This window comes from Listeria monocytogenes ATCC 19117 (assembly GCF_000307025.1).
In the GTDB taxonomy this organism is placed as follows: domain Bacteria; phylum Bacillota; class Bacilli; order Lactobacillales; family Listeriaceae; genus Listeria; species Listeria monocytogenes_B.
Window position 1 is genome coordinate 345,934 of sequence record NC_018584.1, and the last position, 12,403, is coordinate 358,336.

Consider the following 12,403-nt stretch of genomic DNA (forward strand, 5'->3'; position numbering starts at 1 on the left):
GGGATGAATCATGGGGAACACAATAAAAAAAGCGTCCGAAAAAGCTTTTCAAGATAATTTTGTGAAAGAACTCCAAAATTATCAATGGGATGCACCAGATTTTTTAGATGGAAACAAACAAAAAGTAACCGTGAATGATTTAATTAACCACTGGAGAGAAGAACTTAACCGACTTAACGCAGATCAGCTAGAAGGAGTTCCTCTAACAGATGGTGAATTTAGCCAAGTAATGACAAAAGTAAGGAAGATAAATAATAGTTACGAGGCGGCAAAACTCTTAGCGATTGAAGATGGTAAAGGAAAAATTGATGGAATTTATCGAGATGATAATCCGAAAGTTACAAGGAAACAAATAACCCTGACCATCTTCAAAAAAGCAGAGGTTCGTGGTGGAGAATCTAGTTATAAAATTGCGCGTGAAGTAGAAGCGCCGATGACAGATGAAAAAGGGAAGGCAAGTAGATTTGATATTGTCTTACTCATTAATGGCTTACCTTTAATTAATGTAGAACAAAAACGTGCCGATAAGCCTTTAGATGAAGCGTTTGAACAATTTAAACGTTATTATCGTAATGGTGAATATACAAATAATTTTATGGCGTTTTCTCAGATGATGGTAATGACAACGGAGATTGAAACGCGCTATTTTGCTACTCCAAAATCAATAAAAGATTTTAATCAGAGTTTTGTTTTTCATTGGTCAGATAAAAATAATAAACCGATGAATAACTGGAAGCAAATTGTTGCTAATTTTCTTATGATTCCTATGGCGCACCAAATGGTTGGGGATTATTTGATTATTGATGAAGCAAAAGAAGAAGAAAATAAACGACACATGCTTATGCGGCCGTACCAAGTGTATGCGCTTCAAGCAGTTGAGGGCGCGGCATTTGGCTGGGATCAAGAAGATAAAATCCCACATGGCGGGTTTGTTTGGCATACAACGGGTTCTGGAAAAACAATTACTAGTTTTAAAACAGCGCTATTTCTGTCCACTCGCGCTGGTTTTGATAAAGTTGTCTTTTTAGTTGATAGACGCGAGCTAGATAGTAGGACAAGCGCAAATTTTAAAGCTTATGCAGCTTTTGAGTCTGTTTCAGTAGATGATACGAAACACACCTATCATTTAAAAAAAGAACTTAAGTCCTCTAAAGCTGGTATTATCGTGACTACAACGTTTAAGTTAAATAGCTTAATAAAGGAATTAGAAGAGACACATGATTCTAGTTTAGCGGATAAGAAAATCGTATTTATTATCGATGAAGCTCACCGGACAACAATGGGGCAGATGATGGGTGATATAAAAAAACACTTTAAGAAAAAAGGCTTGTTTTATGGCTTTACAGGGACACCACTTTTTGATGAAAATGAAGTTAGAGGAAAAGTTAATCATAAAAGTGAAGTAATTAACACGACGGAAAAATTATTTGGAAGAGAATTACATAAATATACGATTGATGAAGCGATTGCTGATGGGAATGTATTAGGATTCAACGTCGATTATATTAATACGGGTGAGTTTGAAAATTACGATGCGTTACGAGATAAACTTATTGAACGATTACTCTTAGAAAAACCAGAATTAGGTGTCAAAGAAACTACTAAATTAGTATATAGATACTCGGAATTAGAAGTAGAAAAAATAGCAGCAAATAAAGGTCTGCTAGCTTATAACGATGATACGCATATGCCGAGAGTTGTTGAAGAAATACTTGCTAATTGGGATATGCAATCTCAAGAGAAGACATTTAATGCAATACTCACAGTTGCATATAAAAAACGAGTGATTGACTATTATAATGAATTCAAAAAGCAACTACAATCAAGCGGGCAAAAATTAAATATAGCGATGACTTTCAGTTTTGGTAATGAAAATGATCCTGAGAATGTTGCTCCAGAAATTATCAAGGGAATGTTTAGCGATTATGCTGCTTTTACAGGTATTGAGTTTGTAGCAGGTGATAAAAAACATGGGGAAACGGCTTATTTTGAAGATATTGTAGAACGAGCAACTCGCGGCGGTAGTGGTCGAAACGAGAAAAATATTGATTTAATCATAGTCGCAGATCAGTTGTTAACTGGTTATGACTCTAAATATCTTAATACATTGTATGTGGATCGATATTTAAAACTTCAAGGTTTAATCCAAGCTTATTCACGTACTAATAGAGTTCTTGATAAAAGAAAAGAGTTTGGAAGTATTGTCAATTTCCAATACCCTAGAATGACAGAGGACGATGTAAATAATGCTTTGAAATTATACGGAAGTGGCGGGAAAAGTAGTTTAGCCATTGTGGATTTATATGATACGGCTGTTAAAAAGTTGAGGATAAAAATCGATGAAATGGTTCTCACATTACCAGACCCAACTGCGTGGGCAAGCCTTGAGAATGATGATTTGGAGCGAATCGAGTTTATCAAAGCGTTTAAGGATACCGCAGTTCAGTGGAGAACCGTAGAGCAATATTATGAGTATACTTGGAATGAAGAGACGTTTGGTATGGATGAACATACATGGTTACTTTATGTTGGTGCTTATAATAACTTACTGAATGAAGAGCAAATCGTATATGAAGAATCTATTAGTACTCCGCTTCCTGGAAAAACGAAATTATCTCGTAACCAAAGAATTGACGCAGCGCATATTTTAAGTTTAATCGATTCGAAAGTTGATTCAAGTGGAGCAATGCAGTTTGCTGATAAAGAAACATTACGCCTTATTTATGAAGATATTCAGGAGCTTAGTAATAGAGGGGAACACATTCAGGCAATGCTATTAAAAGATTTTGTCGAACAAGAGCTAGTGCCAGGTAAAATAACTAGTAATATCACTTTTGATGATGCTTTCGAAGCTTGGAAAAAAGAACAAGAGCAGGTGGTTATCCAAGCTTTTGCTAAAGAATGGGGTATTGTAGATCAAGATGATATATTAGCTAAATCTGTTAGTGCTTATTCTGAAATGCAACCAGATGTTATCCCTTATTTTGAGGATGTAATAGGTAGCGTTGAATATGAAATTGCAGAAAATAAGGCTGCGGGAAACCAATTAGAGCATAAGATGAAGCTACGGGAAAAAATGCCTGAATGGATTGCGGAGACTAGGCAGAGGTATAATTGATTTGAAATGTGGTTACAATAACTAACAACAAAAATAGAGAAAGCGGGACCTCATATGAATAAAGACTGGACAAAATTAAAACAATCAGCAAACGGGCTACCTACATTTGACTCCATCATTCCATATATTTTAGAAGTGCTAAAAAATGATGAAGAGGCAACAATTCATACTATTAGAAATAGAGTATATAAACATTTAAATATTCCAGAAGATATTAAATTGGTCACTTATCCAGAAACAAATGATTTTATCCTTGCTAATCGCTTTAGTTTTGCGTTAAGCGAACTATATAAAGCAGGGGCATTATGTCGTCCCAAAAGAGGGATATACCAAATAACCACATCTGGCAAAAAATTATTAAAAATAAACGGAGATAAACTCACAAAAAAAATGTTAGAAGAAGAGCCAGATTATATTAATTACATCAAAGAATTAGCTATCCGAAACCAGCGCAAAGGAATTTCGACAAGTGTTAGTGAAGATATTGAAAAAGAAAATCCTAAAAAAGAAGTTGGCAGCATTATTGATAATATGAATAATGAAGTTTCTATTGAATTATTAGATAAAATTCGAAATAGTGATCCATATTTTTTCGAGCAACTTGTTGTTGATTTACTTAGCAGAATGGGATATAGCGGAGAAGGTGGAAGTGCCAAAGTAACTAGTCGATCCAATGACGGGGGGATTGATGGTATTATTAATCAGGACCCACTTGGCACGAGTACAGTATATCTCCAAGCTAAAAGATACAAAGAAGATAATAGAATAAATCGATCGGATATACAATCATTTTATGGTGCATTAGCAAGTGTGCGAGCTGATAGAGGAGTTTTTATTACGACCTCTAGTTATACAAGTGGAGCAAAAGAATTTGCTGTTAATCAGGGTATTGTGTTAATTGACGGGATTCAATTAACAGAATTGATGTTGAAGTACAAAGTTGGAGTGGAAGCTGAAAATCAGTATACGATATTCCGGATTGATAATGATTATTTTGAGTTGAATAATATATAAAAAGAAATTTTCGTGAGATGAAGACATAGCATAAGGCGGGGGCAGTTATGAAAACAAAACAACTAAAAGCCATGGAAATTATTGAATTTTGGCGATTAATAGAATTTTTGAACCAAAAAGCGTTTCCAATACAAAACATGGAAGATAGAAAAGTACAGTTATCAAAAATGGAAGAGCTAAATCAAAACAAACTAACTATTTTTGAGGAAGTAACAGATCAACAAACCATTAAAGAGAAGATTAAAGATAATGAAAAACTTAATGAACAATTACCAATTACTAGTAGTGATTTTCATATTGTAGTTGGTCGGATGCAAAGGAAAATTATTATTGATACACTTTATCAGGAATTCAAAGATAGAGAGACAGTTGAAAATAATACAGAAAACATCGCTATGCTTGCCATGAAAGTCAATTCAGAGGGACAATATATTAAGGAGTCACTTCGAGTATCTCCACTACTATGGGGAATGACAGTGTGTTGTCAGTATCCTAATAAACTTAAGACAAAACTTAAGCTAGAAGAATATTATAAAACGATGGCTACTATTGAAGCACACTTTTTTTCTGTAAATGAAGCAGAAAATAAGATTACTGTGAAATTGTTAAATAGACTTTTTAATTATATAGTGAAGCTTTTTGTTGATGATTATGTTTCTATAGAGCAAAAAAATGGGGTTACATATTATAACAATTTAATTTATACTCGGTTTAAAAATCAGAAAGAATTTGATAAATACAATGATACTTTAGAAAATCATAGTGAATTAATGATAAGCTTTTTTCAAAGTGATTTTGAGCTTGTGTTAAATAAATTAAAGACAACAAACAATCAAGATGATTTCGTTGATTATGTAACAGCACTACATGATGATAGAAATCGAAATGAACTAGAAAATAATCGTAAGGATATTAGACAAAATGATGATTTATTAACAAGCATGTTGGATCCTTTAAACAGTCCTAAAGGGAAATGGCCGTCCAAGCATTCACCTGTTTTAATGCAACAACTAGCTATTAATGCATATTTGCAACAGGAAGGAAAGATTTTTTCTGTAAATGGGCCGCCTGGAACAGGAAAGACAACCTTACTTAAAGAACTGATTGCGCACAATGTGGTAGAAAGAGCAGCGATATTAGCTGAATATAAAAACGCGGACGATGCTTTTAATACAATCTCATTTAAGGATGGGAGTAAGAAGTATAGAGGATATGACAATGAATTTAACCATTTCTATGGACTGAAAAATGATAAAATAAATGACTTTAATTTATTAGTTGCATCATCCAACAATGCAGCGGTTGAAAATATCACAAAAGAATTACCAGACTATGCAAGTTTGATGGATGGTATCGATTCTAAGGAAACCTCAGAAATAAAGGAACTGTTCAATCAACGAAAACAAGAAACAGAATTATCTTTTCGCGTGAGAATATGTGATAAATATAACAAGATGAAAATAGAAAGTGTGAAAAGAAAAGATATCTATTTTACTTTACTTGCTCATTTATTAAAATATAATAATGATAATTTAGAAAATAAGGAAACTCTGAGTGAGTGGGGACTAATTTCCGCTCCATTAGGAAAACGAGCTAATTTATCCAATTATTTTTATCAAGTAATAATGCCAATAATTAATTATACAACTGGTAGCAAAAAAGATAATCAGGCAGAATTTGAAAAAGTTAAAAATAAATTCAAAAAACAATATCAAAAAGTCCAAGATATGCAACAAGTTTTGCATGAAATTAGTAAATTTAAGAACAGGAAGAATTTAAATACAAAGCCATTAAGTCGTAAAGAAAAATCTGTTTTTGAGGATATTAAAAAGTACCTAGAGAATATAGATTATCTCAAAAAAAAGGTAATGGTTGTCGATTATGAATTGAGACAGCTTTTACCAACGTTAAAACATGATTATTTTCAATTTGAAAGAGAAAAAAGTAAATTAGTTTTCTTAAAGAAGGACACAAGTATTTTGCAAGAGAAAATTCTTGAGACCACAAAAGAGATAGCAAATTTAGAGGTTGGCAAAAAGTTTCATGAAAAAGTATTTAATCGATTTTTGAAAACGCAACGCTTAGTAGGAATAAGACAATTAGAACAGGCTCTTCTAGATTTACGAGAGTATGAAAAATCAGCTATTATAACCGAACGAAAACAAGGCGGGATTATCGCTTATCAAAAAGAGGCTTTGCTAGAACAAGAGCAATACAAAGTTAACTTAGAGAATAAATCTCAAAAATATCATAGTGATATTGGTTTATATGAAAAACGGATTCAAATAAAACAAAGTGAGTTAACAAATCTCCAAGCTGAATCTGAGGCCAAGTGGGTAAAAGAGATAACTGATTTAGAGAAGAGTGGGATGGTAATACTAAATGATGCATTTCTTTCCCGATTTCATGGGAAAAATACAACTATAGAATTGGAAGCGCAACTTGCAAATCCTTGGATAACAAGAGAGTATGATCGAGAAAGAGAAAAACTATTCTATTTAGCTTTACAAGTGAATAAATATTTTATTTTAACTTCAGAAAAAGTGAAATCAAACCTTGTTAATCTAGGCTACTTGTGGAATTTCAAGAAGAATAGTGATAAGGAATTTTGTTATTTTTCCGAGCGAGATAGAAAGAATTGTTTTAAAGAGTTGTTAAATACAATTTTTCTATTAACACCAGTTATTTCAACAACATTTGCTTCTGTTAGCAGGTTTTTAGCCGATGTAGAGGAACCGGAAAGTTTAGGGCAATTAATTATTGATGAAGCTGGACAGGCTACTCCCCAAATGGCTGTTGGTGCACTTTGGCGATTTAAAAAAGCTATTGTTGTGGGTGACCCTAAGCAAGTGGAACCGGTAGTAACTGAAGATGTTAAACTTTTATTAGAGCTATTTGCAAAGGAAGAATTTTCTTGGTATAAGAGCAGGGTGATTTCTGTACAGACTTTTGCTGACAGCGTGAATTATATTGGAAGTTTTCTTTCTTCTAATGATCGAACCGAAAAGCAATGGGTGGGTTGCCCATTAGTTATTCACCGACGCTGTTTAAATCCAATGTTTTCTATTTCAAATGAACTGGCTTATAACAACACAATGCTTTTTCAAACAGCTGAGCCTAAAGAAGCAATTGAAAAAAATTTAGTTGAATCAAACTCATTGTGGATTTCAATTGACGGAAATGAAATAGGTAATAAAAACCATCATGTACCAGAACAAGTGAAAAAGGCTGTAATGGTAGTCGAGAAAGCATTTGAAAAGCAGGAAGGTCAAGCTGATATGTATATTATTTCTCCTTTTACATCAGTAATAAGAGGATTTGTACAAGAAGCTAAAAAATCATCTATACTAAAAAAATATGCTAAGGCAAATTTTGAGTCATGGCTCAATACTCATTGTGGAACAGTCCATAAATTCCAAGGAAAAGAGGCTGGAGAAGTAATCTTTTTACTAGGATGTGATGCTAGTGCAATGGGTGCGGTTAATTGGGTGAACGAAAATATTGTAAATGTTGCTGTAACAAGAGCTAAATATCGATTATATGTTATTGGAGATGCTAATGTCTGGAAGAAGAATCCTTCTTTGCTTGTGTTGCAAAATAGGTTAGAGATAATATCTAGTAATTAGAGCAAATAATCGCATAGGTCTTATGAAAAAGGAGTTGAATAGTGATTTTTGAAGGTACAAGTTTTTTGTTTAAAATAACATATTTTGTGACAGCGATGTTACCCGCCTATATACTATTTAGTTTACAAATCAAAATGCAAACAAATAAAGTAAGTGATACGTTAATATACTTTATTCTAGGTATTTTTTTAGTCCTATCAGTATTATCTTTGGCCTTTTTAAAATGGCTCTTACTTAAGAGGGGAAGAGAGAAGAATGGTCATAATAAAAGAATATTGATTAATAGAACAAACCAAATCGCTAAAAAGAATGGCGATGTTGTGGCTTTCTTTATGGGGATTATTTTGCCTTCTGTTTTAGTATTTCAAGATGAACTATTAATAACTTTAATTGTTTTTATTATTTTACAGATATTAATCTTTACGTTAACGATTAGAGGTTCAAGTGTATTTCCAAATATCTTATTAATATTTTTTGGTATGGATATTTATGAGCTTGAAGATGGGAATTATATTTTAACTATAGATAAAAAACTAAGAATTTCCGATAAACCAAATTTGTATACTCGGTTAGGTGATTCGGCTGATTGCAATACATATTTAATTGCTGAGGAGAATGAAAATGATATATGACAATGCATGGGTTGGGATAAATAAGAATAAGAAGTTAGATAGAATTCAGTTATTACATTTAAGTCAAAAAGATAGAGATAAAATAGTTGCAGAAATAGAAAATATTTCTGAGCTTGCAGGAAAGAAGGAACTAAAAAAATATTCTACTGATTCATTATTGTTCGAGGATGGATACTATATTGATTTGGAAGAGCTTCCTGTCAATAATTTATTAGAAGATTTTGTAAATCGATTTTTAATGAAAACTACGTTATCTGTATATGACAAAATTATACCAATTAGTGATAATACAAATTGTGATGGGAAATTAGATTTAGATAAAGATAAATTTAAATTTATTCTTTTAGAATCTGATACAGATTGTTTGTTTTTACCCATTCAATCAAGAGGGGTTGTAAAGGGGGGATCAATTTTAAATATCCCTAAATTCTTCACTACAGGAAATAAAAGTGTCCTATATGATATAGGTGCTGGAATTACAGTTCCAACCACGGTTTGCGCTCAATATGATAAAAATAACGGCTGCTTGTATGTTTTTGATAATGTTGATTTTGAAATGATGTTAGGAACTTTTGAACAGAAAAAAGCACTTGCGAAAGAAAACCTTTTGCATTTTAAAGAACGAAACTTTAAAGTTGCTGCTGAAAAATTTTCTGTGAAATTTGATGGATATGATAAAATTGAAGAAGCTATCTTAAACCAAAAACGGCTGACAATTAGACTTTCGAAATATAAAGAATCAGGGACTGAGTTTACGATAGATAGAATTCGTGAAGCTGTTGAAAGATTACCAATAGCAGATCAAGTAACTATATGTAGTGAAAATAGAATTATAGAAGTAAATGAATATAATTACAAAACATTTATTGCTATTATTCATGATTCTATTGTGGAAAGATTAATTAGTAGAGATATCGCATTGATATAAGGAGGATAAACGAAATGAAAAAAACAGTACACGGGTGGGAAATAATATCTAATTTAGACATACGATTATACCAAGATGAAGCTGGTGGGGTTGTGATTTTACTAGATAAAGATGGTTTTGGTGATCAAGTGCCAGTGCTATTGAATTTTGATGATGATGGAGTAGATATAAAAGCTCTTTCGCATTTAACAAAAAGTGTTCGAGTTTTGCTGGATAAGAAGGTGCGGATTGAATGGCATGATGAGTATTTTGAAGAGAGAACGCAAGCAATGGAGTACATCGAGGTGGAACGGGATTAACCGTTAATTATATACAAAAAAAGGAGAGCAACAAGATGAGCAAAAAGTTAGTAAGTATTATTTTCTTAGGGATTTGTCTTTTGTTAGTTGGTTGTGGTAAAGAGGTTGTTGATAGTAAGTATACCGGAAAATGGAAGTTGGAATCGTCGGGGATTGGTATGAGCGATGGATCAAATTACAAGGAAACGGATGCAGCGGGTAAAGTTAGTCTTGACTTGGACATTGATGCAGAGGGAAATGTAAAAGAATTGTATATTGATGATGCAGTTGCTATAACTAATTCTTATAAATTAAAGAAAAAAGGTGACGATGAATATCAATATGATGGTACATTGATTAGCAAAAAAGTATACAGTTATGAAACTGAAAGTGATAAAGAGAATGTAGAAACAATGCTAAAATTTCTTAAATCCAAGAATAATGTCAAAATAACCAAAAATGAACAAAAAGGGGATGAATATCACATAGATGTCAAAGCAGATGAAAAAGATTTCGTATTCTCTTTAGAAATGCAAAGTGGAAAATTAATTTTCAAAAAAGTCGATACTAAAGAGAAAGTTTTGATTAAGGAAACCTACAAGAAAAATTAAATTATTAGAAGCGAGAAGCGGAAGTCCGTTGTAACCACCTATTTTTTAAAATTTATTTGTGAAGACTATTCTTTCGAGGGTCCTCGGGAGGATAGTTTTTTTGTTACCGTAGTTAAATTTACAATAGGCTTGAGTTCTAGGTATAATATAGATAAATTTAGAAATTATATCGTAAAAGGAGTGAACCAAAATGATAAACACACTAAAAACCAGCTACCAAAAAACACCATATAAACTAGGCGGGAACGGTCCGCGCAATGTAGGTGTTCTGACAGAAGCACTTCAAAATATAGATGATAACCTAGAAAGCGATATTTACGGAAATGGCGCAGTTATTGAAAACTTTGAAACAAAAATCGCGAAAATTCTCGGGAAACAATCTGCGGTATTTTTTCCAAGTGGGACGATGGCTCAGCAAATCGCGTTAAGGATTTGGGCTGACCGGAAAGAGAATCGGTGCGTGGCATATCATCCGCTCTCTCATTTGGAGATTCACGAGCAAGATGGGTTAAAAGAATTGCAACAAATCACGCCCATATTACTTGGAACAGCGAATCGACTTTTGACAATTGACGATATTAAAAGCCTTCGCGAGCCAGTTTCTAGTGTGCTTATCGAACTTCCACAACGAGAAATTGGTGGGCAGCTGCCTGCTTTTGAAGAGCTTGAGGAGATTTCGGAGTATTGCCATGAACAGGGTATTTCGTTGCATCTTGACGGGGCACGGTTATGGGAAATCACGCCGTTTTATCAGAAGTCTGCGGAAGAAATTTGTGCGCTGTTTGATAGTGTGTATGTGTCGTTTTACAAAGGAATTGGCGGGATTGCTGGGGCGATTCTGGCTGGGAATGATGATTTTGTGCAAGAGGCGAAAATCTGGAAACGACGGTATGGCGGAGATTTGATTAGTCTGTATCCGTATATTTTGTCCGCGGATTACTATTTTGAAAAACGGATTGGGAAAATGGCGGAATATTTTGAAGCGGCGAAAGGATTGGCTGAGCGATTTAATTCGTGTTCGGGCGTGAAGACTGTGCCGGAAGTGCCGGTTTCTAATATGTTTCATGTTTATTTTGAGAAGTCGGCTGATGAGATTGGGGCGATTTTGACGAAGATTCAGGATGAAACTGGGGTTGGGATTTCGGGGTATTTGCAGGAGAAATCGGCGGATGTTTGTGCGTTTGAGGTTTCGGTTGGGGATGCGTTTGCGGAAATACCGGTGGAGATTTTGGATGTTGTGTTTAAACAATTAGAGGTGGATTTACCATGCCAAAACTAATCATCGACGCAGACGATTTCGGTCTATCCAAAGCCATCAACCACGGCATCATCGAAAGCTACAAAACCGGCATCACCACATCTACCTTACTCATGCCAAACCTAGAAACTGCCGAACACGCAATCGCTCTCGCAAAAGACCACCCAGACCTATTCATCGGGCAACATACAAATTTCCTACTCGGAAAACCATGCGCGGACCCGGTGGAAATCCCATCACTCGTCGACGAAAACGGGGAATTCCATCGTTCCAAATATTACCGTGCTAACCCAGAACTGAAATTCCAATACGAAGATGTGCGCACGGAAACTATCGCTCAAATGGAACGGTTCAAAGCGCTAACGGGTCACTACCCAGAACACATTGACTGCCACTCAATCGGTGATGGAACGGTTGACCAAGCTTTCTTTGATATTGCGCGTGAGTTCGGGATTCACACCACTTTAAAATACAGCGGTGATAAAAAATTGCCAGATCAGGAAGGTTATTTACCAATTACTAAACTATTGGAGTCTGGCGCACTCCCATACACAAATGGTGGTGTCTCAGTTGAAAATTTCCTTAACGATGATTTCGGATTATTAAAATTGGCAGCAAACGAAATCGCTGAGATGCATTTTGATGTCGGTTTTTTGGATCAATTTGTGCTGGATAATTCTTCTTATACGTTGATGCGGTGCCGTGAGCTTGCGACGATTTGTGACGCGCGGGTGCGGGATTGGCTTAGTGAAAATGGGTTTGAGCTTATTACATTTGGGGATTTACAGCGGTAAAACTCTATGTTATGATGAACGCAACTTAATAAGAAAAACTAGGGGGGCCGATTCTGGCTGAGATAGGAAGGTAATGCTTTCTGACCCTTTGAACCTGTTTGTTAGTGCAAGCGTAGGGAAGTGAATGTGAAAGTGACCGGAAAA

The 12,403-nt window shown here is 34.4% G+C and carries 9 protein-coding genes and 1 riboswitch; all 9 genes read left to right on the forward strand.

Translation table 11 applies throughout. The annotated features are described in order from the left end of the window. Positions 1-10 precede the first annotated feature (10 nt). The 9 genes from LMOATCC19117_RS01695 (at position 11) to LMOATCC19117_RS01735 (ending at position 12,259) form a co-directional block, all read left to right on the forward strand. Complete coding sequence (locus LMOATCC19117_RS01695) at positions 11-3,118, forward strand: type I restriction endonuclease subunit R (RefSeq protein ID WP_003743526.1); 3,108 nt, start codon at positions 11-13, stop codon at positions 3,116-3,118. Positions 3,119-3,172: 54 nt separating this feature from the next. After that, a complete protein-coding gene (locus LMOATCC19117_RS01700) occupies positions 3,173-4,132 on the forward strand; it encodes a restriction endonuclease (RefSeq protein ID WP_003743528.1) in 960 nt (319 codons plus the stop codon). Positions 4,133-4,179: 47 nt separating this feature from the next. Continuing rightward, entirely contained in the window at positions 4,180-7,758 is a 3,579-nt protein-coding gene (locus LMOATCC19117_RS01705) for a DEAD/DEAH box helicase (protein ID WP_003743530.1), read from the forward strand. Between the two features lie 41 nt (positions 7,759-7,799). Beyond that, complete coding sequence (locus LMOATCC19117_RS01710) at positions 7,800-8,390, forward strand: hypothetical protein (RefSeq protein ID WP_003734557.1); 591 nt, start codon at positions 7,800-7,802, stop codon at positions 8,388-8,390. Then, the gene (locus tag LMOATCC19117_RS01715; protein WP_003743531.1) at positions 8,380-9,318 is read left to right on the forward strand and encodes a hypothetical protein; all 939 of its coding nucleotides are present in this window, start codon (positions 8,380-8,382) and stop codon (positions 9,316-9,318) included. Before LMOATCC19117_RS01710 ends, LMOATCC19117_RS01715 begins: the two co-directional genes overlap by 11 nt. A gap of 14 nt (positions 9,319-9,332) precedes the next feature. Beyond that, positions 9,333-9,617: a hypothetical protein gene (locus LMOATCC19117_RS01720; RefSeq protein ID WP_003731056.1), complete on the forward strand. Its 285-nt coding sequence runs from the start codon at positions 9,333-9,335 to the stop codon at positions 9,615-9,617. A 35-nt stretch (positions 9,618-9,652) separates the two neighbouring features. Next, positions 9,653-10,207, forward strand: a complete 555-nt coding sequence (locus tag LMOATCC19117_RS01725) for a hypothetical protein (protein ID WP_003724234.1) — start codon at positions 9,653-9,655, stop codon at positions 10,205-10,207. Positions 10,208-10,397: 190 nt separating this feature from the next. Continuing rightward, positions 10,398-11,486 (forward strand): threonine aldolase family protein, encoded by a 1,089-nt coding sequence (locus LMOATCC19117_RS01730; protein WP_003734559.1) that lies wholly within the window; start codon positions 10,398-10,400, stop codon positions 11,484-11,486. After that, positions 11,474-12,259 (forward strand): ChbG/HpnK family deacetylase, encoded by a 786-nt coding sequence (locus LMOATCC19117_RS01735; protein ID WP_003734560.1) that lies wholly within the window; start codon positions 11,474-11,476, stop codon positions 12,257-12,259. Before LMOATCC19117_RS01730 ends, LMOATCC19117_RS01735 begins: the two co-directional genes overlap by 13 nt. Positions 12,260-12,289: 30 nt before the next feature. Beyond that, positions 12,290-12,395: riboswitch (TPP riboswitch) on the forward strand. Positions 12,396-12,403 lie beyond the last annotated feature (8 nt).

Excerpts from the sequence above, each read along its gene's own strand:
- LMOATCC19117_RS01695 (WP_003743526.1), top strand. The coding sequence starts at position 11 with ATGGGGAACACAATAAAAAAAGCGTCCGAAAAAGCTTTTCAAGATAAT.
- LMOATCC19117_RS01700 (WP_003743528.1), top strand. The coding sequence starts at position 3,173 with ATGAATAAAGACTGGACAAAATTAAAACAATCAGCAAACGGGCTACCT.
- LMOATCC19117_RS01705 (WP_003743530.1), top strand. The coding sequence starts at position 4,180 with ATGAAAACAAAACAACTAAAAGCCATGGAAATTATTGAATTTTGGCGA.
- LMOATCC19117_RS01715 (WP_003743531.1), top strand. The coding sequence starts at position 8,380 with ATGATATATGACAATGCATGGGTTGGGATAAATAAGAATAAGAAGTTA.
- LMOATCC19117_RS01720 (WP_003731056.1), top strand. The coding sequence starts at position 9,333 with ATGAAAAAAACAGTACACGGGTGGGAAATAATATCTAATTTAGACATA.
- LMOATCC19117_RS01725 (WP_003724234.1), top strand. The coding sequence starts at position 9,653 with ATGAGCAAAAAGTTAGTAAGTATTATTTTCTTAGGGATTTGTCTTTTG.
- LMOATCC19117_RS01730 (WP_003734559.1), top strand. The coding sequence starts at position 10,398 with ATGATAAACACACTAAAAACCAGCTACCAAAAAACACCATATAAACTA.
- LMOATCC19117_RS01735 (WP_003734560.1), top strand. The coding sequence starts at position 11,474 with ATGCCAAAACTAATCATCGACGCAGACGATTTCGGTCTATCCAAAGCC.